24 protein-coding genes are annotated in these 25,747 nt (G+C 40.5%); 14 read left to right on the top strand and 10 right to left on the bottom strand.

The genetic code is table 11. From position 1 onward, the window contains the following. Positions 1 to 123 precede the first annotated feature (123 nt). From SAE01_RS13565 to SAE01_RS13555, 3 genes are all read right to left on the bottom strand, one after another. Positions 124 to 1,569: a circularly permuted type 2 ATP-grasp protein gene (locus tag SAE01_RS13565; RefSeq protein ID WP_147204308.1), complete on the bottom strand. Its 1,446-nt coding sequence runs from the start codon at positions 1,567 to 1,569 to the stop codon at positions 124 to 126. A 513-nt stretch (positions 1,570 to 2,082) separates the two neighbouring features. Beyond that, positions 2,083 to 3,948, bottom strand: a complete 1,866-nt coding sequence (locus SAE01_RS13560; protein ID WP_147204307.1) for a M1 family metallopeptidase — start codon at positions 3,946 to 3,948, stop codon at positions 2,083 to 2,085. Positions 3,949 to 3,981: 33 nt separating this feature from the next. Further along, positions 3,982 to 4,431, bottom strand: coding sequence for a NanQ anomerase/TabA/YiaL family protein (locus SAE01_RS13555; protein WP_147204306.1), 450 nt, complete (start codon positions 4,429 to 4,431; stop codon positions 3,982 to 3,984). Positions 4,432 to 4,702: 271 nt separating this feature from the next. On the opposite strand from SAE01_RS13555, the gene SAE01_RS13550 reads away from it, so the two are divergent. Both SAE01_RS13550 and SAE01_RS13545 read left to right on the top strand, forming a co-directional pair. After that, positions 4,703 to 5,176, top strand: a complete 474-nt coding sequence (locus SAE01_RS13550; RefSeq protein WP_147204305.1) for a nucleoside deaminase — start codon at positions 4,703 to 4,705, stop codon at positions 5,174 to 5,176. A 205-nt stretch (positions 5,177 to 5,381) separates the two neighbouring features. Next, entirely contained in the window at positions 5,382 to 5,660 is a 279-nt protein-coding gene (locus tag SAE01_RS13545) for a SemiSWEET family sugar transporter (RefSeq protein WP_147204304.1), read from the top strand. 84 nt (positions 5,661 to 5,744) lie between these two features. Here SAE01_RS13545 and SAE01_RS13540 read toward each other — a convergent pair whose 3' ends face one another. Then, positions 5,745 to 6,554: an SDR family oxidoreductase gene (locus SAE01_RS13540; protein WP_147204303.1), complete on the bottom strand. Its 810-nt coding sequence runs from the start codon at positions 6,552 to 6,554 to the stop codon at positions 5,745 to 5,747. Between the two features lie 177 nt (positions 6,555 to 6,731). Here SAE01_RS13540 and SAE01_RS13535 point away from each other — a divergent pair, with 177 nt between their 5' ends. Continuing rightward, positions 6,732 to 7,346, top strand: coding sequence for a hypothetical protein (locus SAE01_RS13535; RefSeq protein ID WP_147204302.1), 615 nt, complete (start codon positions 6,732 to 6,734; stop codon positions 7,344 to 7,346). 29 nt (positions 7,347 to 7,375) lie between these two features. Here the strand turns inward: SAE01_RS13535 and yiaK are convergent, their stop codons facing one another. Together yiaK and SAE01_RS13525 are read right to left on the bottom strand one after the other, a co-directional pair. Beyond that, on the bottom strand, positions 7,376 to 8,407 hold the full coding sequence (yiaK, locus tag SAE01_RS13530) for a 3-dehydro-L-gulonate 2-dehydrogenase (RefSeq protein WP_246113237.1): 1,032 nt from the start codon (positions 8,405 to 8,407) through the stop codon (positions 7,376 to 7,378). Positions 8,408 to 8,552: 145 nt separating this feature from the next. Next, complete coding sequence (locus tag SAE01_RS13525; RefSeq protein WP_147204301.1) at positions 8,553 to 9,281, bottom strand: copper homeostasis protein CutC; 729 nt, start codon at positions 9,279 to 9,281, stop codon at positions 8,553 to 8,555. 238 nt (positions 9,282 to 9,519) lie between these two features. Here SAE01_RS13525 and SAE01_RS13520 point away from each other — a divergent pair, with 238 nt between their 5' ends. From SAE01_RS13520 to SAE01_RS13485, 8 genes are all read left to right on the top strand, one after another. Next, the gene (locus SAE01_RS13520; RefSeq protein ID WP_147204300.1) at positions 9,520 to 10,158 is read left to right on the top strand and encodes a vWA domain-containing protein; all 639 of its coding nucleotides are present in this window, start codon (positions 9,520 to 9,522) and stop codon (positions 10,156 to 10,158) included. Positions 10,159 to 10,264: 106 nt separating this feature from the next. Then, on the top strand, positions 10,265 to 11,671 hold the full coding sequence (locus tag SAE01_RS13515) for a PP2C family serine/threonine-protein phosphatase (protein WP_147204299.1): 1,407 nt from the start codon (positions 10,265 to 10,267) through the stop codon (positions 11,669 to 11,671). Positions 11,672 to 11,855: 184 nt separating this feature from the next. Continuing rightward, positions 11,856 to 13,400, top strand: a complete 1,545-nt coding sequence (locus tag SAE01_RS13510) for a helix-hairpin-helix domain-containing protein (RefSeq protein WP_246113236.1) — start codon at positions 11,856 to 11,858, stop codon at positions 13,398 to 13,400. A gap of 220 nt (positions 13,401 to 13,620) precedes the next feature. Further along, positions 13,621 to 14,616 (top strand): hypothetical protein, encoded by a 996-nt coding sequence (locus SAE01_RS13505; RefSeq protein ID WP_147204298.1) that lies wholly within the window; start codon positions 13,621 to 13,623, stop codon positions 14,614 to 14,616. A gap of 10 nt (positions 14,617 to 14,626) precedes the next feature. Continuing rightward, on the top strand, positions 14,627 to 15,400 hold the full coding sequence (locus SAE01_RS13500; RefSeq protein ID WP_147204297.1) for a hypothetical protein: 774 nt from the start codon (positions 14,627 to 14,629) through the stop codon (positions 15,398 to 15,400). Between the two features lie 76 nt (positions 15,401 to 15,476). Further along, positions 15,477 to 16,649 (top strand): putative sugar nucleotidyl transferase, encoded by a 1,173-nt coding sequence (locus SAE01_RS13495; protein ID WP_147204296.1) that lies wholly within the window; start codon positions 15,477 to 15,479, stop codon positions 16,647 to 16,649. A gap of 39 nt (positions 16,650 to 16,688) precedes the next feature. Beyond that, a complete protein-coding gene (gene tpiA / locus SAE01_RS13490) occupies positions 16,689 to 17,453 on the top strand; it encodes a triose-phosphate isomerase (RefSeq protein WP_147204295.1) in 765 nt (254 codons plus the stop codon). Between the two features lie 118 nt (positions 17,454 to 17,571). Then, positions 17,572 to 18,033, top strand: coding sequence for a DUF4268 domain-containing protein (locus SAE01_RS13485; protein WP_147204294.1), 462 nt, complete (start codon positions 17,572 to 17,574; stop codon positions 18,031 to 18,033). A gap of 87 nt (positions 18,034 to 18,120) precedes the next feature. On the opposite strand, the gene SAE01_RS13480 is transcribed toward SAE01_RS13485, so the two are convergent. Then, positions 18,121 to 18,396: a hypothetical protein gene (locus SAE01_RS13480; RefSeq protein ID WP_147204293.1), complete on the bottom strand. Its 276-nt coding sequence runs from the start codon at positions 18,394 to 18,396 to the stop codon at positions 18,121 to 18,123. 311 nt (positions 18,397 to 18,707) lie between these two features. Here SAE01_RS13480 and SAE01_RS13475 point away from each other — a divergent pair, with 311 nt between their 5' ends. Together SAE01_RS13475 and SAE01_RS13470 are read left to right on the top strand one after the other, a co-directional pair. Then, positions 18,708 to 21,287, top strand: coding sequence for a BamA/TamA family outer membrane protein (locus SAE01_RS13475; protein ID WP_147204292.1), 2,580 nt, complete (start codon positions 18,708 to 18,710; stop codon positions 21,285 to 21,287). Between the two features lie 196 nt (positions 21,288 to 21,483). Continuing rightward, positions 21,484 to 22,011, top strand: coding sequence for a hypothetical protein (locus tag SAE01_RS13470; RefSeq protein WP_147204291.1), 528 nt, complete (start codon positions 21,484 to 21,486; stop codon positions 22,009 to 22,011). Positions 22,012 to 22,173: 162 nt separating this feature from the next. Here the strand turns inward: SAE01_RS13470 and SAE01_RS13465 are convergent, their stop codons facing one another. The 3 genes from SAE01_RS13465 to SAE01_RS13455 form a co-directional block, all read right to left on the bottom strand. Next, positions 22,174 to 22,368 carry a hypothetical protein gene (locus SAE01_RS13465; RefSeq protein ID WP_147204290.1) on the bottom strand — a complete coding sequence of 65 codons (195 nt, stop codon included), beginning with the start codon at positions 22,366 to 22,368 and terminating at the stop codon, positions 22,174 to 22,176. A gap of 230 nt (positions 22,369 to 22,598) precedes the next feature. Then, positions 22,599 to 23,180: an RNA polymerase sigma factor gene (locus SAE01_RS13460; RefSeq protein WP_147204289.1), complete on the bottom strand. Its 582-nt coding sequence runs from the start codon at positions 23,178 to 23,180 to the stop codon at positions 22,599 to 22,601. Positions 23,181 to 23,519: 339 nt separating this feature from the next. Then, complete coding sequence (locus SAE01_RS13455) at positions 23,520 to 24,518, bottom strand: MBL fold metallo-hydrolase (protein WP_147204288.1); 999 nt, start codon at positions 24,516 to 24,518, stop codon at positions 23,520 to 23,522. 317 nt (positions 24,519 to 24,835) lie between these two features. Between SAE01_RS13455 and SAE01_RS13450 the strand changes: the two genes are divergently transcribed. Beyond that, positions 24,836 to 25,732 carry a DnaJ C-terminal domain-containing protein gene (locus SAE01_RS13450; RefSeq protein ID WP_147204287.1) on the top strand — a complete coding sequence of 299 codons (897 nt, stop codon included), beginning with the start codon at positions 24,836 to 24,838 and terminating at the stop codon, positions 25,730 to 25,732. Positions 25,733 to 25,747: the final 15 nt, after the last annotated feature.

The following is a 25,747-nucleotide window of genomic DNA, read 5'->3' as shown; positions in this document are numbered from 1 at the left end:
ATCTGTACACAGTTGAATCATCGTTGTGTCACTCACTTGTACTTTTGATGTTTAATGCTGCTTTTTATCAATACCCGATAATACCCGCCAGCCAATTAATGCATCCAAAACCTTCAAAGTATTCTAATCCAACACCCATGTATCCTTGCTTCCACCTCCTTGCGATGAGTTAACCACCAACGAACCTTCTCTCAGCGCCACCCTTGTCAACCCACCCGGAACAATGTCAATTCCGTCTGGTCCGCATAAAGCAAATGGTCTTAGGTCAACTCTTCTTGGTTGCAGTACTCCATTTATATAACAAGGTGTTGACGATAAGCTGATAATCGGTTGTGCAATAAAACTTCTTGGATCAGCGATGATTGCCTTCTTAAAAGTTTCCATTTCTTCTTCCGAAGCGCTGTTGCCAATCAACATTCCATAACCCCCCGACTCGTTTGTTTTCTTAATCACCATCTGGCTCATATTTTCAAAAACGTATTGCTGGTTATCTACATCCGATAAGTGATACGTTGGAACGTTTTTTAAAATAGGTTCTTCATTAAGGTAATAGCGTATCATATCAGGCACATAGGTGTAGATAGCTTTATCGTCGGCAACTCCGTTGCCCATTGCATTTACGATAGCCACATTGCCTTTCCTGTAGGCGTAATAAATTCCCGGAACGCCTAAGGCACTATCTGGCCTAAAAACAAGTGGATCGAAAAACTCATCGTCAACGCGTCGGTAGATCACATCAACTTTTTTCAATCCCTTTGTCGTTTTCATATATACAAAGTGATTGTCAACCACCAGGTCCCTTCCTTCTACCAGTTCAATTCCCATCAGCCTGGCCAGGGTAGTATGTTCAAAATAGGCTGAATTATAAATACCGGGAGTTAACAGCACAACAGTTGGATCACTGATCTGGCGATTAGCAATGGACAGCAGATTTTTATACAACAGGTCCGGATAATCTTTTACAGATCGCACTTTATTCTTTGGAAGCAGGTCAGGAAAAATACGGTAGGTAATGCTCCTGTTTTCGAGCATGTACGATACTCCTGACGGCGTACGCAAGTTATCTTCAAGCACATAAAAAGAACCGTCTCCATCGCGAATTAAATCAACGCCGGCAACATGGGTATAAATATCGAACGGTACATCTACGTTTATCATTTCCCTTAAAAAGTAGGGGCATGAGTAAATAAGTTGCGCAGGAATAATTCCGTCTTTTATAATGAACTGAAGATGATAAATGTCTTTAAGAAAGATGTTCAGTGCCTTTAGTCTTTGCTTTATCCCGGCTTCGATTACTTTCCATTCCTGGTTTTCTATAATCCTCGGCACAATATCAAAAGGAAAGATTTTCTCAATTCCTTCTCCGCTGCTGTAAACGGTAAAAGTGATTCCCTGGCTCATAAATAATTTTTTAGCCAGTTCATCTTTATGGTTCATTTCCGTGACAGAAAGGTCTTCGATAGCAGAAACAAAATTTCTATAAGAAGACCGAATACCTGAAGAACTGAACATCTCATCCCAGACATTATGTTGCTCCTGGTAAGATTTTAAAAGCGAGTATTCTTTCATTATAAAAATTTGTAATGTTTTTTCTTAAACCCCCTTAAATAAAAGTAGTAAATTTAAAAGCAATAAAATTACTTAAAAAGAAGAAGTAGCAGTAAAAAAATCAACGACAACGAGTAGTTATATTAGTATTAAAAAAATAAAAATATTTTATTTTTTGTTGATCGCCTCATTTTTCTCCTATTTTTGCTTCGCAGAAGTAAGGAAAGTATGGCTGCTAAATACAGTTTAAATACAGTTACTTCCTGATAAAAGATATTTCTACCTTTTTCATATGGCAAGCAATCGTTAGAGGCCCGCTGTTTCTACAGGGGGCCCTTTTTTTTAGCCATATTGCTATCCCAGAATGAACGCTTTCTTGTACTTAGACTTCTTTTCTTAAAAACGATTTATTGCTCTGAAACGTTATAACCTCCGACGCCTTGTTGTGTTGATTAAAACTTTTAGTTGCAGTGTGCGACGCCACAAATGATCAGCATTGAGCTGTAGCCGACCTACAAAAGTTTCTTATAGACATTATTGCTTCGTCCACGTGTTGTCGGCTTTATTTATATCGACGACGTAAGTGCTTCCTAAAAATATCTTAAGCACATCCCGATCTGTTTTAAAAGATATTGTTGTCATTGTCTTGCCATCTTGCCAGGCTTCAATGCTTTTGTGCTGCTTTAAAACTGTATTGTCGTCAAGGGTTACTTGCAGGTCGATTGGCACCGGCTTGCTACCTTTCGCTGTAACCGTCACCTCGTACTTATTTCCTTTCTTTTTTACGTTACTTATGGCCAGGTCTGGTGCACCGTCTTCGAAAAACCAGCGCTTCCAAAACCAGTCAAGATTTTTGCCTGAGCCTGTGTTCATGCAGTTGAAGAAATCATAGGGCATGGGGTGTTTTCCGTGCCATTGCTCAATGTAATAGTGAAGCGCTTTTGTAAACAAATCGTCACCCAGATAATCCTTAATGTAGAGGTAGCCTAAAGCAGGTTTTACATAAGAGTTTAGAAAAAATGGCGCGCCGCTGAGCTGGGTGGAAAGTGTGGTAACAGGCAAGTCAATTTCTTTACCTGCAGCATTTTCATAAGAAGAAATTCCATAGTTGTCGACAATTGTCGAATCAATCATGGGCGAAATGAGCCACTCTGCAATCGTTGCCCATCCCTCGTCCATCCATCCATACTTCGTTTCATTAATTCCCATATAGAATGGAAACATCGTGTGAAATATTTCATGATCAGTAAGTGTAATGGCCTCGGCAGCTGTAGAGGTGGGATTATCATTTACCATCATGGGGTATTCCATTTGGTCCAGTCCATCAAAAACAGTTTCATGGGAGTAGGGGTAGGGCCATTTGGGAAACGAATAGCTCATAGCTTTCAACGTTTTGAGGTTGTAATTAATCACCTCGTTATAATCCTCATGTCTCGGATTAAACACTGCATCTGCCCTTGTTCTTCTTCCTGTCGTTGGATCTACAACCAAGCTCGCCGATTTCCAAACGTAATGATCACTGGTAGCAAACACAAAATCAGTCACATTATTTGCTTCAAACAGCCATGTATTTACAGGTTGATCAGTGGTGATGTTACCTGCAGCAAGGTCCTGCACACTTATAACATCCATAACAGAATCAGATAATTCGGCCTGTTTTATCCTAGTGCAATATTTCTCCGTAAAAACTTCGCTGCAATTTTTCAAGTCGCCGGTGGCCCAAACAACAAAATCTTTCGGAACTGTTACGGACGCTTTGAAATTGCAGAAGTCGTTGTAAAACTCCTGTGTGCCCACATATTGGTTAAGGTTCCAGCCATCTATATCGTCGTACACTGCGATCCTTGGAAAGAAATAAGCTACAAACGCACTGTTTTCTTCTACTTGCCCGGTACGCATGCCCGGTCCTTTGTTAAGCGAATAATGGAATTTTATGTTGAAAACAATGCTTTGTTTAGGCACCATTGGTGGAATAGTGACCTTCATATTGGTGCCGTTGATAGAGTAGGTTAGCACGGGGCTGTTTGCTACACTTATTCCATCTATTATCATCCCTTCACCGATATCTTCTGCAGGAACCGATGTCTCGCGCTCTGCACCTTTTTGAAAGATATTTGGATATAGCTTAAAAATGATCTCAAATAGAGTATCGGGGCTATTATTCGTATAGGTGATTGTTTCAGCACCTTTCAGCAGTAGGGTTGACGGGTTTAAGATGGCAGCTATATCATAGTCAGCAGTATTCTGCCAGTATTTTGGACCCGGTCGTCCGTCCTCTGTCCGCGTGCCGCTTGCATATAGCTTCTGTATATTGCTCGCGATAGGAAGTGCCTGCTGCGCGACCGACTGAAGACCTACTATTAATAAAAAGAAAACTATACTTACGCGAAGTGTTTGCATGTGACGCTAAAGAAATTGTAAAGTAAGAAAGAGTTAGATTTTAATTTTTACGACGACTTTTCTCACCAGCACCGGTTCAAATTCACGCACTTCCGGTTGATGCAAGTCTGTCGGATAAAAGATGATAAACATACCTGCCTCAAGCTTTAGATAAGAGACAGCTTCTCTATAAATCGCTACGTCATTTGCTTCATCATAATCTACCACCGGCTTTTGAGTGGTCAGCGGTGCATATCCGAACATTTCAGTCCCCTTTACCAGGTATTGTATGTCTATGTGTTTTTTATGTGCTTCGCCGTCACACTCATGCTTGTCTTTCGTTTCAAATTCATTTACGATGGCAAATATGTCGTCACCTTCAATCGAGTGTTTCCCTAATTCAATGGCAGAAAAATCTGTTTCATGTAAGTACCTAAATGCCCTTTTAAATCTTTCATTCAACCCTTCGTACAAGTGGGCATTTTGTATAACATCTGTAATCATCTGTCTTTTTAATATTTCGGTTAGTGATTGCCATTTTCGTACCGTAATAACTGTTACCTGTTATTCATCAACTGTCATTTTATTCAATACCAGCTGCATTGCCCTGTTTATTCATTGTTGCGTCGCAATCCTTTCATCGGCATTTCATTGTGCAACTGCAGCCTATGTTCTATGGGTAGCTAACTCTTGTTTATCACCTCATAAAAGTATTGCATCTGCAATAAATGGTTGGGCTAAACTATATTTACATGTTCACCGAAAAGTAAAGTAAATGACAAGAGAAGAGTTTTTTATGCAAAAGGCGATCGAACTTTCTGCCCGTGGAATTGCAGGCAACGAGGGAGGGCCTTTTGGATGTGTGATAGTGAAAGGAGATACAATTGTGGGCCAGGGAAATAACAGGGTGACTTCTACGAATGATCCGACTGCACATGCGGAAGTAGTGGCTATTCGTGATGCTTGTAAAAATCTTCAAACTTTTCAGCTGGCCGATTGTGAAGTCTATACTTCATGCGAACCCTGCCCCATGTGTATGGGCGCTATCTATTGGGCCCGGCCTAAAAAAGTATATTTTGCCAACACCCGACTCGATGCTGCCGCCATAGGCTTCGACGATTCTATGATTTATGAAGAGCTTGGTTGCGATCACGCACTACGTAAAATTCCCATCATCTCAATCGGCCGCAATGCGGCTTTAAAGGTTTTCGAGCAATGGAAAAACAAAGAGGATAAAGTGGGGTATTAGTTCCTGCTTTCAAGGATATTCGGGCAATTCTTCCTGTAGAACAAATTTACCACCGTATAATGTGGGCATGCCTCCTTTATAAAAGAAACTCAAAGCTGCTTCTGGTAACTACCTGAAACCTAAACGTCGGAAGGGCCGCTCGAAAAGTGGCATCATTTTTCTTAGGTAGGATGTTTTCAAATAGTAATTAAAAAATTAATATAATATGAATTGGATTTCCGTGGCGGGATTGGTAGCAGCTTTTTGTACAACAGTATCTTTTGTTCCCCAGGCATTTCAAACTATTCGCACTAAAGACACTTCTTCTATTTCTCTTGCAATGTATTGGTTGTTTACATTCGGCACTTTAACCTGGTTTCTATATGGCCTCTATACTAAGAATCTTCCGGTAGTGCTGGCAAACGCTGTAACGTTTTTATTATCAGCAACAATTCTATATTTCAAAATCAGGAATGGATCTAAAGATAAAAAGGCGGTATCTTAAAAAACAAGCTGGAAGATTTTCGAAAGCAGATCCTAAGGAGTCTGGCTGATCGAAAATCTTCTTTCCAAAATTGTCCGCTTTTAGTTATCCATTGGAAGCAAACCCGGGATATAGAGTCATACCGCCATCAACAAAAATGGTAGTGCCTACAACATAATCGGACTCATCGCTTGCCAGCCAAACGGCAACCTTACCAATGTCTTCAGGTTTGCCAATTCTTTTGTAAGGTATAAGTGTAAGTAGTTTGTCCAACGCCTCCTGTGTCTCCCACGCATCTTTATTGATGGGCGTTTGAATAGCGCCCGGCGCAATACTGTTTATTCTTATTTTATGTGGAGCAAGTTCCTGTGCCATTGATTTCATCATAAGCATTATACCGCCTTTGCTTGCAGCATAATTTACATGACCCGCCCAGGGTATCACCTCATGTACACTGCTCATGCAAATGATTTTTCCTGCAGCGACACTTCTTTCCGGTACTACTCCGCGTTTTAAAAATTCTCTTGCTGCCTCTCTTGCACAAAGGAATTGCCCGGTTAGGTTTACATCGATTACTTTTTGCCAGTCGGCAAGCGACATTTCTGCAAAACCAGAATCTTTCTGAATCCCGGAATTGCTAACCAAAATATCGATAGTACCATATTCTTTAAACATTGCCTGGAACATTGCCTGAACCTCGTCCTCCTTACTTACGTCTGCTCCATATATCATGGCAGTGCCACCGTTTGCTTTTATCTCATCAACAACTTCTTCAGCATGTTCAGGGTGAGACGAGTAATTGACAACCACTCTCGCTCCCTCATTGGCCAGGGCAATTGCTACAGCTTTTCCTATTCCACTACTTGCGCCGGTAACCAGTGCTGACTGGCCTTTCAGTTTTTGATTGTTATCCATTTTTTGCTTTGTTGATTTCTAAAAATCGGAGGTCTAATTGTATTTAGCCTGTTGCAACTTTTGTTCCCTGTAATAATTTGGCTTTTAGCAAAAAGGGCTTTAAAAATCAATAAAGCTTAAGGACTGTTCAGCTTTTAGTTCAAACTCATATGGCATAGATTTTTGATGAGTTCTAGTATGGAAGAAAAAAATTACACGGGACTCATCCCGCCACAAGAAACCGGGGTAATAATAGACTCGGCAGCTTCTGAAGAATTTGAAAGTCCCCGAGAGGCAAGTGCTTTTTTTGAGATCGCAAAGAGCCGCCTGCTTGCTGTAAATAAATGGCACGAGGTAGCAGGAAAAGCAAGCGCAGAATTTCAATTGGTTGATAAAGATGGCCATGAAGTAAATCGTACTGTGGAGAAGGGCGACTATTTTAAAATTGACATACCAGGTCCTGGCAGTAGTGCAGGAGATGGGTACGACTGGGTGCAGGTGGAGGATGTAAAAGAAGTGTCTCAGACTGATGTTGATAGTATTGGTATACGTGTGCGACCTTCGACCAGTCCTCTCAATGAAGATAAAAGTATCGCTCATTTCTATTCTGAAGACTCTACAAGTACTTTTATTGTAACCAGAGAAAACAATAAAGTAACGGCCACTATCTACGACCGAAATACTAAACCAAATACGGACTCCGAAACTATTATGGATAAAGTTCGCCATGTTGCAACAGGTATCGGTGCAATCTTCGGCGGTTCAAAATTGCAATGGAAAGGGCTGGCAAAAGGCCTTGTGGAAAAGGAATAGCAACCAAGTTGCTTTTGAAGCAGAGAAACCTATAAACTTAATATTTCATTCCACACCTGCACGTTTACTGGGATTCCTTTCTTAAGGTTTTCTTTTCGTGTTTTCACCACACCCTCCCCAGGATATCTAACTGATTTGCCTTCCGCTGGAACAGCGCTTTTATAGTCCTCGATAACGTTTTGAAGTGCTTGTCTAATGGCTGAAGTATTGTGGAGTTTAGAAAGATCAATGGCAATAAAGACCTGCGAAACATTTATCTCAGCTGGTAGTTTGCTAATCTCATTTGTAGCTAAGCCACCTGAAAGAATAGCAGCAAGTATATCAAGTAGCAGCGAAAGTCCTGACCCTTTCCAATAGCCGATAGGAAGTAAAAGACCACTTTCCGTTATTGCAACGGGGTCGGTGGATAGCTGGCCACTTTTATCGAAGCCTCCTGCAACCGGCAACGCTTCACCCTGCATTTTCATCAATTCAATTTTCCCAAAAGAAAACTGTGACATAGCCATATCCAGCACTATGGCTTCTTCTTCAAAAGGAACGGCAAAAATCAGCGGGTTGTTTCCGAGCCGGTTGTCTTTTGCTCCCCATGAGGGCATGTTGGCAATCGTGTTCGTCCAGCAGATAAATGCAAATCCATCTTTCGCTGCTTGCCAGCCATACGTGCCGCCCCGCATCCAATGGTTTGTGTTACCTATTGCCACGCAGCCAATTCCACTTTTGCGGGCGATTTCCTTTACCCTTTCAGTACAAAATAGTGCGTTGGTAATGCCCGGACCTGACTGCCCGTCCCACTGTTCTACCGCACCAAAAGTGCCTTTTAAAACTGGCTCAGCATCTGTAACTACATGCTTGTCCTTTATGTATTGCACAAACCTCGGAAACCTGTTTACACCATGTGTGTACACTCCATCTACACTATTTTCGGTAAACACTTTTGCGCAGGTAGCTGCTTTGTCTTCTTTCATTCCTTCTTTTACCAAAATGGCATAAAACTGTCTTTCCATTTCTTCAGCAGACACGTATTTCATTTCTGGTTTTGACGCCGTGTTAGTTTCACTCATTTTGATAGGAATTTGTATAAATAAAGTAACGATAATTAATTAAGGGAATCTTCCGGCATTGCCGCGATACTGATTAAACCTTGGAAAAACATTTAGAGGTTTAAACATATTGAAGCACTCTTTTGATTTCAGCTTACTATTTCAATTACTTCAAAGCATTAATAAGCAATTGAACTTCTTCCCTCGAAACAATATCCTGGCTATAGTCTCCCGGTTCGTTTTTAAATTCGGGGTGAATAAATTCCATACTACTCCGGCCGGTTGAACGCAGAGAAGAATGAAATTCTCTTGCACCGGTTTGTTCGGCAAGCACCGCTATGTTTTCTTTTCTTACACCGCTTCCCGGCATGATTACAATCCGGTTGTCGGCTGCAGTTACCAATTGGTTAATTAGTTCAATGCCTTTAGGCGCCGTTGGTTTTTGTCCGGACGTAAGTATTCGTTTGCATCCGGCATTGATGATATCTTCCAGCGCTTCAAACGGATTTTTACAACGATCAAAGGCGCGGTGAAAAGTTACTACCATTGGATGAGCAAGTTCTACTATCGTGAGTATACGCTCCTTATCAATGCTGCCATCCCGTAAAAGAAAACCTGTTACAATACCATCGAAACCTATTTCGCGACAAAAGATCACGTCCTGTTTTATAATTTCGAATTCTTCATCTGTATACAAAAAGTCTCCGCCTCGCGGCCGAATAATAGGAAACAACGGAATGGAAAAATCCTTTCGGCATTTTGTTAGATAGGCAGAAGAAGGTGTGAGGCCTCCCTCAGCTAATGCAGCGCACAGTTCTATACGACCAGCACCGCCCTCCACTGCCGCGGCAGTAGAAGTGTAATTCGAGGTAGCTATTTCTATTGTGTAGTTCAATTATTAATTTCGGTATGTAGTGTAGGAATAAAAATTTCCCGGTGAATGAAAATTGTTGTGATTGTTGTTGCAGGATTATTTTCAAAAGTAGTAATTGGTGTCGATACGTTTTAGCTTTCCAATTGCCTGCAAGAACTAAATAATTTCTTTGTCTGCCGCTTAAAAAATATAATCCGGAGGCGCAGGATTTGCATATAGCTTTAGCCAGTATTTAATTAAAAATTTAAATAATCATAAAATGAGAAGATTACCCGTCTATCTATTATTAGACACTTCCGGTTCAATGACCGGGGAGCCTATTGAAGCAGTAAAAAATGGAGTTCAGGTAATGATTAGTTCCTTGCGCCAGAACCCCCAGGCAATAGAGACTGCGTTCATCAGCATCATTACATTCGACAGTGTTGCAAAGCAAGTTGTGCCACTTACCGACCTGGCTTCTTTTCAAATGGTAGATATTAAAGCTACCGGTACTACATGCCTGGGCGACGCTCTAAAAGTCGTTTCCACATGTATTGATAACGAAGTAGCTAAAACTACAGCGGAGCAGAAAGGTGACTGGAAACCGCTTGTGTTTATAATGACAGATGGTATACCAACAGATGATTGGCAAAGCGGATTGGAGGAATTTAAAAAACGCAAAACTGCCTACACGGTTGCATGCGCGGCAGGTAGTGGTGCGGACTCCAACCTTTTAAAACAAATCACTGAAAATGTCGTGAGCCTTGATACGGCTGATAGTCAAAGCATATCAAAATTCTTTACCTGGGTTACTGCTTCTATTGGCGTTACTTCAACAAAAGTGGAAGACGGCGGCAAGGAAGTTACCGGCCTTGGGGAATTACCTCCACCACCATCTGAACTAAACATTGTAACATAATTGGTAGGGCCTTAGAAATTTGAATGCTGGTAATTAAAGCTGGACGACTTCTGCTGTTTTTTCTTTGAGGGCAGCAGTAAACTTTGGAACAAGCAAATGATAGGGAATGACTGATATAAAACAGGTGGTAACAAAGCTTTTTAAAAGCAATAATATTAGTATTCCTGCGAACAAGAATGAGCTGTTTGACAAGTTTTTACAAGATGAAAAGAACGCAGCTTCTATCAATGTAATTGTTCAAAATCTGAACGAGCTTATGGCTAAATGGAAATTGGAAGATAAGGTCATCGAGATAATGCAACAACCGGTTCGGGTTTTAAACGCAACCGTAGGAAAGCCGTATGAAACTAAGTTCGACTTCAATAAGTTTAACTGGAAAGACATTGTGGCCTTTGAATTTAAAGGGCTGGAGGAAGTTGGCCTGCGGTACGATGAAAAAACAAAACAAATAACCGGGGTTCCTACACAAAGCGGAGACGTAAAGGTCACGTTTAGATTTAAAGTAGACGGCCAACCTGAAGATGCCCCTTTCAACGAAAAGATCATCCCTTTCATCATTAACCCTGATCCGAAAAGTCTATGGAAAAATGTTGAAAGTGATAAAAATGATCCACATTGGAAGGAGAACGATGTGACCAAATTTGCTCCTTTAGGTGACAGGCATATTCTCGTTTCTTCAAAGCGCGGTCGCTCGCATGCAAACGTAGGTTCGTTTAGAGAAGATGATTTTGCTTTCAAAGATTTAGAAAACGGGTGGAGCATTGTGGTGGTGGCAGATGGGGCAGGCAGCGCCAAACTTTCAAGAAAAGGTTCGGCCATAGCTTGTAATAGTGTAGTTGAATTTTTCACGCAGAAAGAGTCGGCTGAAGGGCTGGTGCAGTTTGACGAGTTATTGCAGCAGTACAAAAACAATACAGGCGAAGACATACAAAAAAAGCTGAACCACTTTGTGTACAATAACCTTGGAAAGGCAGCTTTCCAGGTTCATAAGAATTTGGAGTCTTTTGCCGCAAAAGAAAATATTCCTCTAAAAGACTTAAACAGTACACTCATCTTTACCCTGTTTAAAAAATACGATGTCGGCTACGCGTTGCTTTCTTTTGGCGTCGGTGATTGTCCTATAGCAGTTTTAAATAAAGACGTTACAGAAGTGACGCTAATGAACTGGCTTGATGTCGGGGATTTTGGCGGAGGAACAAGGTTTATAACAATGCCCGAAATTTTCAAGAATGAAAAATTTGCCACAAGGTTTGGTTTTAAATTGGTAGACGATTTCTCTTACCTCATGATGATGTCTGACGGTATTTATGATCCAAAGTTTGTGGTCGAGGCAAACCTGCCAAACATAAAAAAGTGGAAAGAATTTTTAGCGGACCTCGGCGGTAAAAATGAAGACGGAGTAAAAGTGGAATTAAAGGCGGACAACAAAGAGATCGAGCAACAGTTTTCTAGGTGGATGGATTTTTGGAGCACTGGAAATCATGACGACCGAACGTTGGCAATCGTGTTTTAGTAGTTTGAGGTTCAGGGTTTAAGGTTTAAGGTTTGAAGTTTAGGGTTTGAAGTTGAAATGCACAACGATCAGTTATTCCCATTAGCCATTCAACCGTTCCTTATAGATAAAAAGTACAAGTGAGTGACACAACGATGTTGCGCAAGGTTATAAAGCGTGTGAACAAAAAATAAAAACAATTGGTGTGAGTTATCTAAGCAACTTTTCAAATACTGCCCAATCGAATGTGAAGACTGCACCTTCAGTTATTACCCCCGGTAAAACTTACCAGTACGTCGACAACGGTGAGCCAATGCGAGGCGGTATGAAAGATGTTTATTTCGGCCCTGACAAATCTTACGTCGTAGCTTTTTACCGCGACAAGCAGGACTTTAATTCAAGGGAGCGGTTGAAGAAACTCGTAACGCAGTATTACGATAGTTTTTTCAATAGGGAAGGGGGCGACTATTTTAAAGAGCTTTATTGCTGGCCAACAGATATGGTAGAGGTCGACGGTAAAGTTGGGCTGATAGTGCCGGCGTATAACAAGAATTTCTTTTTTAAAAAAGGATATGCGACCAGTGAAGGTATCAAGGGCAAGGAGAAGCAAGGGCTTTGGTTTGCCTCGGCAAAATTTCGAAACAAGCAGTTTGCCCTAAGGCTTGATGAAAGTGAGTTGGGGAATTGGCTAAGCTATTTCCAGATTTGTGTGAAGATCGCGAGGGGAGTAAAACGCCTCCATTCTGCCGGTCTTGCCCACTCTGATTTATCGTATAAGAATGTGTTGATTGACCCGACCAGTAAGTCTGCTACCATCATCGATATTGACGGCCTGGTTGTGCCCGGTCTTTACCCGCCTGATGTAATTGGTACGGCTGATTTTATCGCTCCTGAAGTATTGGCCACAAAACATTTAAACCTGCGAGACCCTAACCGCAAGCATGCTAACCGTACCACTGACTTGCATGCTATGGCGGTTATGATTTACATGTACCTCTTGTATCGTCATCCGCTGAAGGGAGGTAAGGTAAACTCACTCGATACCGAGCAGGATGATCTATTGTCAATGGGTGAAAAGGCTCTCTTTATAGAGCATCCTACTGATACATCCAACCGGCCAAAGCTGGACCAAATTTCAAAATCAGCTTTGCCTTGGGCAGATGTAAGCAAGCTTCCTTACACCATCACAGGTCCGTATTTGAAAGCGTTGTTCGATCAGGCTTTTATTACCGGGTTGCACGAACCCAACCAACGGCCGAATGCCGATATGTGGGAGCAGTCGTTACTTAAAACAACTGACCTAATGCAGCCTTGCAGCAACGCTCATTGCGATCAGAAGTGGTTTGTGTTCGATAATTCAGCTTCTCCGAAGTGCCCTTTTTGCGGTACTCCGGTTAAGGGAACTTTGCCCGTGCTCGATCTGTATTACCAGTTCAAGCCGTCGGTTTGGAAACCGGAGAACCACCGGCTGATGGTGTATAATAACCAGTACTTATTTCAGTGGCACGTTAACAGGAATGTTGTTAGAAATGAAAAACTTACAGCAGAACAAAAGGTGCCCGTTGGATATTTTACCTTTTTTAAAGACAAGTGGGTTTTGGTCAACCAGAAATTAACCTCATTAAAAGATCTAACTGAGGACAAGGAGATTCCGGTAAATACAATGGTAGATCTGACGGATGGTAAAAAGTTATTATTGTCAAATGAAGAGGGCGGAAGAGTTGTGATGATTACTATTGCTAATAAATAAAAAAGCATTTTAAAAGCTTTAAAGCTTAGGTCACATAAGAAATGTTTTTTAGCCAGCGCCATTGCTACTATCGAGCTTTTCTTGCGTCGCACTCTTCAACTGTTTATTGTTCATTCAACTTAAAAGAACGTGTTTAAATTTGCCTGAGATTGGGTCAACGAGCTTACAGTGATTTGTAAGAACAATCATTCATATTATTAAAATAAAAAAAACTGATACAATGAGAATTAAACCAGCAGGCGTCATTCTAGTAGTCTTGATTATTGCAGCCCTGGCCTACTTTGCGCTGAAGCCGAAATTTTCTAAAATAAGAGAAGAAAACTCGACAGAGCTTTCGCCGACTCAGCCATCCAGCGATAAAGATGCACCAACTACATCTGCTACAACCGGCGACGCCAAAACAGAGTCAAGAGAATTTAACTATACTCCTGAAAAACCAGAAAACGGAACGCTCCGCGGAGTAGTCGAAGTGGGTGCCACAGGCTTCAATTCTTTTGTCATTAATATGGACAATCAAAAGCGTTGGGAAATCGTTTCCAAAGATTTTGGTGAGTCTCTCGCTTACGAAGGTCTTGCTACGACAGAAGATATCCGGGCCGGTTTGAAAAAATATCTTGCTGCCATGTTTGACAAAGGCGTGTCAAAAAACAACATGCACTTTGTAATTTCTTCGGGCGCACAAAAAGAGCCGAAGACAACTACCATCAGCAACGAGTTAAAGAAAATGGGGTTTGTAGTAAACAATGTTACAGCTGAGCAGGAAGCAAAATTTGCGCTTAAAGCAACCGTTCCACCGTCATTTGCAGACAACTCATTTATGGTCGACATTGGTTCCGGTAACACTAAAATATCCTGGGACGAAAACGGGAATTTAAAATCGCAGGAGTTGCCCGGAGCAAAATATTATGACAAAGGAACTTCGGATGAAGATGTATACAGCCAGGTAAAAACACAGGCAAGTAAAATTCCTGAAGGCAAGCGAAATGTTGGGTTCATCATTGGCGGCGTTCCTTTTACTTTAGCTAAGCAACATCGCAAGGGCGAAGAAAGATATACAGTGCTAAATGCACCTGCATCATACAAAGCTGCGGACAAAAAGATGGCCTCAGGTTTAAACATTTATAAGGCAATTTCTGACGCTACCAAAACAGACACTTTCGTTTTTGACTGGGACGCAAACTTCACAATTGGCTTTTTGCTAAGCCTCAATAAATAATCTCTTTGTTATGAGTTTCTTAAAGCAGTTGTTAACTCCCTTTGTAGAATTCGACGAGGATCAAAAGAAGCAGCAAGCCAATGATAATAAAACGACCGCGCCTTCTTCTGTACCACCGGCAACTCCTGCTGCTGCTGCTAATACCCCAGCAGCAACAAAGGCACCTGCTGCCCCAGCTGCTCCTGATCCTAATGCGCAACATCCCTTAATAAATAGCACTCCCGGAAATGTTGCCGCTACCGGCCAGGTTCCAACGTATTCGCCTGCCGGAACTATCACAGCACCCTTGCCCGAACATGCACAATACTTTGAAAAGTTAATCGACAACGCAAATGCCACTAACCCAATATTCCAGGGAACAGATTACAAAGAATTTGTGGACAGCAAAGTTGACATCGATGATATACAGGATGAAGCGATCAAGTACAGAACAGCTTATAATGTTTTAAAGAGCACCGGTCTCACCAGGGAAAAGTTGCTATCGACCGGGCAGGAATACCTGAACCTGATTGGGCGAGACATGAATGCTTTCCAGGGGGCACATGCATTAAAATATCAAAAGGAGGTTCGGCAAAAAGAACAGCAAATTCAGAAGAAAACCGAAGAGTTGCAGGCGCTCACTCAAAAAATAAATGCACTGAAAACAGAGATCAACCAATTGACGCAAGATATCAACCTTACTAAAGACAGCTTAAATACAATTAAAAGTTCTTACCTGCTTGCGGGCGAAAACAAGCAAAAAGAAATTGAGACCGAGCTGCAAAAGATTAGCCAGTACTTTTAATATTTTTAATAGATTTTTTTTAAATCGTGAAATTTGCCAGGGCAGTTAATCCAAATTTAACTGCCCCTATTTTTTAATGAACCTCATTTTATTTGATACAAAAGCCAAGGAAAAATTATTTCCGCTTACACTAACGAGGGCGGTAGCGGATCTTCGAATGGGCATAGTAACAATTAAGGAGCGATGGGAAAAACTCTTAAGTGTTGAGGCGTTTATTTTAACGGAACCATACTTACAGCCTCTATATAATGTTGCTCCCGCAGGTGACAACACTTTTGTTGATGCCTCTGTTATCCCAAACGCGGAATTAGTAAAGCTGATATCGGGCTTACAAACAAATGAAGCCATAAAGGATGAAACAGATTTAATTGCTGCCCGGGCTTTTTCAGGGGATTCGCCTTCTATAGAAAACATTGCAACGCTTTTTGACAACGCTGCTTCCGTCCCTCAAGTCCAGAGAATTTCATTTCCGTTTGACCTGTTTCAATTAAACCAACAAATGATCGAGTTCGATTTTCCCTTATTCACTAAAGGAAGAATTTCGAATGATGCCAATGATACGGTACATACTATTAAGGTTTCTAAGATCTTTATTGAGGAAGGGGCAACAATCGATCACGCTGTTTTAAATGCATCTACCGGTCCTATTTACATTGGTAAAAATGCCACCATCATGGAAGGTTGTTTTATCCGCGGCCCGTTTGCGCTGGGAGAAGGCGCCGTTTTAAAAATGGGAACAAAAGTGTATGGCGCAACTACAATTGGCCCTTATAGCATGGGCGGTGGTGAGATTAAGAATAGTATAATTACAGGTTACAGCAACAAAGCGCACGATGGCTATCTCGGCGATAGTGTGATAGGAGAGTGGTGTAATCTTGGTGCAGGTACCAGTAACAGTAATTTAAAAAATACCGGCGGCACAGTTCAACTTTGGAACTATGCAGCTCAGGCGTATTTACCCGCTGGAAATAAATGTGGCGTTATCATGGGCGATTACTCGCGCACTGCTATAAATTCTTCCATAAATACGGGCTCTGCTATCGGAGTTTGCAGCAATGTGTTTGGAGCAGGTCTTTTGCCAAAATTTATTCCTGACTTTACCTGGGGCTCAAACGGGGATTGTAGATATGAATTTGAAAAGGCAATAGCTGATATCTCCAATTGGAAAAAGATGAAGAATAAAATAATTGGCCAACAGGAAACACAGGTTTTGAAACATATCTTTGAACTTTCTGCTACCAAAACATAGTAAAGACAATAGAAATCTAAAGAGAAAAACCTACTACCAATGAGAAAACAAATTGCTGCTGCAAACTGGAAGATGAACCTGACAATCAATGAAGCGGAGACTTTATTGTACACCATTCTGGATGCGAACCTTGAGGTTTCAGAAAACCAAAAAGTCGTTTTTGCAGTGCCTGCACCTTACCTGACATTAGCCGCAAAAAAAGTTACAGATCATAGCAACGTGTTTATCGCAGCTCAGAATATTTATTCAAAAAAGTCCGGAGCTTTTACAGGTGAAGTTTCTGTTACAATGTTAAAAAGTATTGGTGTAGATCATGCAGTGATTGGTCACAGCGAGCGCCGTGAATACTTTAATGAAAGCAACGAATTCTTACGCGAAAAAGTAAAGTTGTGCCTGGAGGAAAATATTGTCCCGATCTTTTGTTGCGGCGAGGCTTTACCGGTTAGGGAAGTTAATCAGCAGAATCAATTCGTTCAAACGCAACTGGAAGAAAGTCTCTTTGATCTCTCTGCAGATGAAATTCAGCAGGTGGTAATTGCCTATGAGCCTATCTGGGCAATTGGTACAGGAAAGACTGCGACAAGCGAGCAGGCTCAGGAAATGCATGCACATATCCGTTCTCAACTCGCAGCCAAATACGGCGAAGCAATAGCTAATAATATTTCTATTTTGTACGGTGGAAGTGTAAAGGCATCAAATGCAAAAGAAATTTTCGGCAAGCCGGATGTGGATGGCGGACTGGTAGGTGGAGCCTCTTTAGTAGCTGATGAATTTGTGGCAATCATTAAGGCGCTAAAATCATAATTTTTTGAAAGAGTATTTTATAAGCAGCGTCGAAAGAGGCTGCTTTTTTGTTTAAAGCTTTTTTGAATAGATTCGTTAGTTCCTCAAATTCTAATCATAATAATTTACAGTACTAATCATGTTTTCAAGGCAGGAAGCTTCGCAATTGAGAAAAGAATTTTGGACAGTATTTGGCCAATACATGAAACCGGTACCTGGGTTTGAAGGAGAAAAGGTAAACTGGTTGAACTATAAAACAGGTGAGAAGGACGTTTTATTTAAGATGGAAGCAGAAAACAAAATGGCGACCGTCGGTATCGAACTTGTCCATTCAGATCTTGAAATTCAGCAATTGTATTATGAGCAATTCGTTCAATTGAAAAACATGTTTGAAAATATTGTCGGTAAAGGCTGGACCTGGAGTTTACATACACCCAATCAAAACGGGAAAGTTATCAGTAGAATTTTTAGCGAATTAGGCAGCGTTTCTGTTTTCAATAAAGCTGATTGGCCAGCTCTTATTTCATTCTTTAAACCTCGCATTATCGCTCTTGACGAATTTTGGAGCAACGCCAAATATGGCTTTGAAGGTTTGCATTAATTCAGCACAGAAATCCAAATTTTAAATAAATGGCAATAAAAAAGCTGCTCTTTTTAGAACAGCTTTTTCTATAAATTTTAGTGACGATTATCCATTAATCTTTAATTCTTCCTCGATCAATTCATTAAAAATACTTTCGTTTTTATAGATCCAATCCGGGAGCGGTTCTTCACCAACAATCTTCCACGAGTTCTCGGACTTTGCCATCTTGAACATCTTGCGGTTTCCCCTATCATCACTTACATCTACGGAAAATAATCCTTCTTTAGAACCGCTGATTTTTCTAAAATTAAATTCCCTCAATTGTCCGTCTGCCTTCACCAGTTTAGTAAACTGTATGTTTTTAATAAATTCTATTTTCATATATAAAAATGCTCCTCTTGCTATTATGATTGACGGCGAAATTACACATTTAAAGGGGCAAAAAACTCAGCTCCCACCTCGTGCTCCCGTTTTTGTGATGAATTTTCTTCTCCTGATAATATTAGCCTTAATGCTAAGGCGTTGACTTGTGTAAATGTAGGTATTAGCACTTTTCGTTTCCATGAAAACACTTTTGAAAAATGGTAGAAAGAAGTTAAATTAAAATGAAACTACCTTTCCTGCATTAGAAAACAGGCTAAATAAAATAGTGGCAAGGTTTTGATAACTTTCATGTAAACCATTAATACTGAATGAAAAAGAAACCCAAACAAGGCGTTTATATTCTTTTCTTTTTTATTTTTTATGCTCAACTTACCTGCGCCCAGAAAGTTTTTGAGGCCCCTGTTGACGGATTTAAAGAAGTAAAAGCAGGCCCTCAATACAAAAGGTCTTCTTTTTACCAGTGGTTAATGGGCAAGAACTATCGTAAGGAGTGGTCGACGGATGTGAAAGTGCCGGTCATGTTGTTAGACACTGCAAAAGGAGGATTGACACCGTACAAAACCGGGGGCGGCCACCAAACTAAATCACTTCATGTAAAAACGAAGGCCGACAAGGAGTACGCGTTGCGTACTGTTGATAAAACCCTCGGAAAAGTACTTCCTGAAATCTTACACAATACTTTTTTAGAAGACATCGTAAATGATGAAGTTTCGATGTCGCATCCTTATGGTGCGGCATCAGTGTCGGGCCTGGCGAAAAGTGCAGGAATTTATCATGCCCTTCCTGCCATTGTTTATCTACCTAAGCAACGTCTTCTTGACACATTCAACAATGACTTTGGAAATAAGCTGTATGTATTCGAACAACGCATGAGCGGTAGTTGGCAGGAAGCAAACAACCTGGGAAATTTCAAAGAATTTATAGACACATATCAACTCGTTGACACACTAAAAAAAGACAATGAATTTGAGGTTGATCAATCACTGTTTATAAAGTCACGTTTATTCGACATGTTCATAGGCGATTGGGACAGGCATGAAGACCAGTGGCAATGGGGTATGCGAAAAATGAATGATAAGAAAGTTTTTCTACCTATTCCTCAAGACCGCGACCAGGCGTATTTTAAATATGATGGTGTGCTGCTGAAAGTTTTAATCTCCGCTTCCGGACAGAAATATTTCCAGGCTTTTGATCATACACTACCTGATGTAAAAACTTTCAATTACGAGGAAAGAAACCTGGACAGATTTTTTGCAAATCATATGACTTTACTTGACTGGCAAAACAGTGCTAAAGATCTGCAACAGTCTTTAACTGATAGAGTAATTGAAAATTCAATACAACAACTGCCTCCCGAAATATTTGCCCTTTCAGGAAAAGAAACAATAGCTAAACTAAAATCGCGACGTGACCGATTGTTGGAATACGCTACTACCTATTATCGGTTTATAGCTAAAGAGGTGGAAATTGTTGGTAGTAAAGGCAAAGAGTTTTTCGAAGTAAATCGTTTGAATGAAAACGAAACGCTTATAAATGTTTTTCGAAAAACGAAAGAATACAAAGAAAAACTTCCATACTATTCAAGGGTGTTTAAAACCAACGAAACAAAAGAAGTACGGCTGTATGGCTTGTCTGGAAACGATACCTACACAATTAATGGTAGTGTTGATAAAGGAATAATTGTTCGAATTATAGGGGGAGATGAAAGTGATTCAATCGTAGACCGCAGTGCTGTTAAGGGGAACGCAACAAAAACAATTGTTTATGATGATGCCAACAATTTTTTTGCTGCAAACAACGAAACGAAGCTGCACGTTTCCTCTGATACCGGCATACATTCCTACAACTATTTTAGCTATTTGTATGATAAGAAGGGCGTAGGTCCAAACATTTTTTACAATTATGAAGACAGGTTGTTTGCCGGTATCAACGCAAAGTTTATCGGGCACAAATGGAGACAATTGCCTTTTGCTTATAGTCACCAGCTTGCGCTTAACTACTCAATTTCTCAACATGCTGTTAGTGTTACTTACCAAGGCCTTTTCCCTAAGACCGTTGGTAAATGGGACCTCCTTGTTAATGGAAATTTTGATGCAATTAGATGGACGAAATTTTTTGGTCTCGGTAATGAGACTCCTTTGCTAACTGACTACAATGATTTCTATCGCATGCAAAGCAGGGAGTGGCTGGCGTCTCTTGGCATAAATAGGGTTATCAATCACAACGATATTACGATCAGCACTTTTTTTCAGTCAAGAAAAATAATAAATGATCCGAGCAGGTTTGTTTCTAAAGTTTATACACCTAACCATCCATATGACTTTGATGCTAACTCTTTTGTGGGTGCAAAGGTTGCTTACATTTTTGATCATGTAAATGACTCAACCGTTCCTACTAAGGGTGTTACTTTTATCACTCGCGCCTCGTATTCACACAACTTAACCGCTTCTGATAAGAACTTTACACGGCTTGAAGGCACCCTTCAATTGTATGTGCCGCTACTGTCAAAGCTATCATTTTCTTTAAAAACCTCCGGACTTACCGTTGCCGGCAACCCGCTTTTTTACCAGTACGTTTCGATAGGAGGACCGGAGACTTTACGTGGCTACAGGCTAGAAAGATTTTGGGGCAAAACCGGTTTTTATAATGCAAATGAGCTTAGGTATATCACCGACATAAAAAGTTATGTTTTCAATGGCAAGGCCGGCGTTCTTGCTTTGTTCGATAATGGTCGCGTTTGGTTACCTGGCGAGGTTTCTAATACCTGGCACACTTCGTACGGCGGTGGACTTTTGTTGGCTCCTTTTAATAAAATTCAAATAGTTGTCACCTACGCAAAGTCAAAAGAAATGAAGTTGTTCCAGCTACGAGTGGGCCGTTCTTTTTAATATATTTTGATACGGGGTATATACCAATTCCCGGCACTGTTGTGTCACTCACTTGTACTGTTTCTTACCATTCAGCCTGTTACGCCATCCCCTTAAAAATTGTTTTAGCTACCGTTTGCCTACGCTGGTGGAAAGGCTTTTTTATTACGTTGGTAAAAATTTTTCTCCTACATTCATTGTCTTAAATCTTTATAATATGAGTTTTTATCAAACCGCTATCAAAAAGTTTTCAGGTAAGTCCACTGTTTTTGTAACTGCTGCTGCCTTCGCTACGTTATGTTCTGCACACACAGTCAGACAGGGTGCCAACTTCTCCGGCGATTGGACATTAAACACAACGAAAAGCGAACTAGGCGAAATGGCCGGAAGAGTTCCGACGAAACTAAAAGTTACTCAAAGCGCCGACGCGATAACGACCGAACGTACGTCAAGTTTCAACGGCGAGGAAAGAAAGACAACAGAAAAAATAACCCTTGACGGAAAAGAATCCGAGAACGTTGTTTTCGGAACTTCAAAAAAGAAATCAATAGCAAAGTGGGCAGATAACGGGCAAACTTTAAATCTTAATTCAAACATCGCCTTTGAAAGAGACGGACAAACAATGGAGATCAAAGGAACCGAAAATTGGAAACTGTCGGACGGGGGAAAAACGCTTTCAATAGAATCTACTTCAGTATCTACAAGAGGCTCGTTTGCTGCAAAAGCAGTTTATGAAAAAAGCTAAGCACTATTTACTTTTTATCAAGTGTTTTTAATACAAAACAAAAGGCTTCTCGAAATGAGAAGCCTTTTGTTTTGTATTAAGTAGAACGTTAGAGTCAAGTCACCTTACATTCAATTTCTGGTTTAAACCTTTTTGAGAAAGATTTCGGAAATCGTTTAAAGCTTAGTTTTCAATTAGCAGGTTAAATAAATCTCTTAGGGTGACCCACTCTGCCAGCAGTCGTAAAGGAAAGTTTGGCATTTGCACTAAATCGACAATCGAAATTTCAAAGAGGTTTTTAATGGAGCTAATCTGGTTAGCTTCCATAAACTTATGCATGTCGCGGCTGCAAAGAAGAAGCCTTGAGTTGTGTACCATAGATTGAGATTTACAATAACAAAACGGCTGGTGCAAATAATTATTGTAAAACCGATTAGGCACCAACCGCTCACACAGATTGAGTTGGACCTTCATTTCTTTGTACTGTTAAAAATAAAATTCAAAATAAATTCATAATAAAAAACCTCCTTTTACAGGAGGCTTCTTGTTAAGTGTTAGTAAGTGGGGGTACCTATTCGAGTAAAGTCTTTTCAATTTTTGTCTGTTATCTATAGTGCAATTTGCTTTTCAGCCATTATTTTTCTCATGTTCAACAAGCCGTAGCGCATGCGGCCCAAGGCGGTGTTGATACTGCAATTTGTCATTTGTGCAATCTCTTTAAAACTTAGGTCAGCATAGTGACGTAAAACAATTACTTCCCTTTGTTCATCAGGCAACATGTCAAGAATTTTACGAATTCTGTCATGGCTTTGGTTCTTGATGATAGCTTTATCAGCTCCATCTTCCATTACATTAATGACTTCAAAAATGTCTCTGTCGTCGCTTGTTGTAATTGTTGGCGTGCGCTTTACTTTTCTAAAATGGTCAACGCAAAGGTTGTGTGCAATGCGCATTGCCCATGGTAAAAACTTACCTTCTTCGTTGTAGCGGTTGTTACGTAGGGTGTCAATGATCTTAATAAAAACGTCCTGGAATAAATCTTCAGCCAAATACTTGTCTTTTACCAAAATGTTGATAGAGGTAAAAATTTTGTCTTTGTGACGGTTAACTAATATTTCCAGCGCGTTGTTGTTGCCCTCCTGGAAAGATTGTACTAGTTGGTTGTCGGTTGCCTGTGTAAGGATGTTCATGATGGATTTTCTTAAGGATTAATGGATAATTGTTTTTAAGGATATTTGGATTAATTGGGTTGTCGCTTACAATCCGGGAAGCCTTCCCTTTTTTGGATCGTTGTTGATAACAATACGAAGAACGGCTATATGGTAGTTATAACATACGTACGTGGGGTAAAAGGATAGCCGTAAAAGACACAATCCCAAAATGGCCTTCATTCACCGAAAGTGGAATATGAAGCTTCATGGGAATGATGAAAACTCAAGGGAAATTAGGATGCAAGAATAGTATACTAAGATGATGCAGATAGCGAAGCTCTTGTATTGAAAACGTTTATAAGTAACCACAGTGATCGGTCACATAAATCTTTTCCACCACCCAGAATTGTAAGAATTCGTATCGACAATACGCGTCTCGCCGGGAGTTGGTAGCAGAAGTTTTACTCCATCTATTTCGGCAGCTTTTATTACCCGCTCAACAGGTTCAGTCCACGGATGAAATGCAAGATTGAAAGTTCCCCAATGTATAGGCATTAAGACTTTACCTTTTAAATCAAGATGAGCACGCACTGCATTTTCAGGTCCCATATGTATGCTTTCCCATTCTTTATTATAAGCACCGGTATCAAGCATCGTAAGGTCAAACGGGCCATGCTGGTCTCCGATTTTTTTGAACCCATCGTAGTATCCTGAATCTGCTCCAAAGTAAACATTGTGTAACGGGCCTTTGATTGCAAAAGAGCCCCACAAAGTAGAGAAGCGGTCATTGATCCACCTGCCGGAAAAATGTCTTGATGGCAACGCAGTTATTACAAAGCCCCCAGGCAGATTAATGGATTGCCACCAGTCCAGCTCCGTTACCAGGCTTTGATCAGCTCCCCAATCAACGAGTCTTTTACCTACACCTAACATCGTTATTATAGGAATACGTTTCGACAAAAGATGGAGAATAGAATGCTTGTCGAGGTGATCGAAATGATCATGCGACAACACTATATAATCGATAGCAGGAAGATCATTTATAGGAAGGGGATTATCAAAAAAACGCTTTGGACCAATGCCTGAAAAAGGTGAAGCACGTTGGTACCACAACGGATCAGTGAGAAAACGTTTTCCATCTATTTCCAGTAACGTAGATGAATGTCCCAACCATGTTACACGTAGTTGATCTGGTTGTAATTTATCTAATACAGAAGAATCTGCTTTAAAAGGTCCTAACTGTTTTGATGGTGAACGGTTTGGATGCTTTTGCAAATACAATTTCATAATTCTTGAAAATGATCCTTTACCCATCACCTCAGTCGGAACCGGGTTTAAGAAAATCTTACCGTTAAAATGATCAGATTGGTTAGCCATATAAATAAAGATAGTAGTAGTACAAACGATAACCCTTTTATAAAAAATTTGTTCCCACTATTACGTGTATGAACTTTACTTACTTCAAAGTTTCGTTCCGCCATGAGCCCTTTAAGCAGCAACATCTTTAAATGACTACCTTGTCAAATTGTCTATACTTTTTGTAATGGTACTAATTTTGAAAACATCAATGTTAGTAGTAAAACAGAGAAAAGTTGACATAGAATATGCAGATGAACGGAGCGTCGCAACGATGACTCCAAATGAACAACTGCTTGTTCTACATAACTTATCATTCTATAACCAATTAAGAAAACATGGAGTTCGTCGACTATTATAAGATACTTGGACTAGCTAAAAATGCAAGCGACGAGGATATCAAAAAAGCATTTCGGAAATTGGCCAGGAAATATCATCCTGACCTAAACCCCAACGATAAGGGGGCGCATAAAAAATTCCAGGAGATAAACGAAGCCAACGAAGTATTAAGCGATCCTGAGAAGCGGAAGAAGTACGATAAATATGGTAAAGACTGGCAACATGCTGAAGAGTTTGAAAAAGCAAGGCAATCCCAAGGTCGGCAGCAATATAGTGGTGGTGGAAATCCTTTTGGCAGTGCCGGCGCTGCAGGAGATGAAGACTTTTCAGATTTCTTTTCATCGATGTTTGGCGGAGCTGAAGGTCACCGGGGAGGTAACCGGGCAAAATTCAGAGGACAGGATTTTAATGCCGAATTACATTTAAACCTGACCGATGCGTACACAACGCATCAGCAAACACTGGCCGTAAACGGAAAAAATATAAGAATTACAATACCAGCCGGTGTAGAAGATGGACAGGTAATAAAACTTAAAGGACATGGAGGCGCGGGTATTAATGGCGGACCTAATGGCGACTTGTACATCACGTTTGTGATTGCACCGCACCCAACTTTTAAAAGGTTGGGCAACGATCTTCATACGACCGTTGACATTGATTTGTACACAGCAGTGTTAGGAGGGGAGGTAATGTTGGAAACTTTATCCGGTAAGATAAAATTGAAGGTAAACCCCGAAACACAAAATGGAACGAAAATTAGACTGAAAGGAAAGGGTTTTCCCGTGTACAAACATGAGGGTGAGTTTGGTGATTTGTATGTCACCTACTCTGTGAACATTCCCGTTAACCTGACTGAAAAACAAAAAGCACTTTTCCGTGAACTATCTAAATCATGATTGTAAAAAGTATTG

Source organism: Segetibacter aerophilus, from assembly GCF_007991655.1.
GTDB classification, from domain to species: Bacteria; Bacteroidota; Bacteroidia; order Chitinophagales; family Chitinophagaceae; genus Segetibacter; species Segetibacter aerophilus.
The sequence above is the reverse complement of the archived record's forward strand: the minus strand, read 5'-3'. Positions and strand labels throughout refer to the sequence as shown.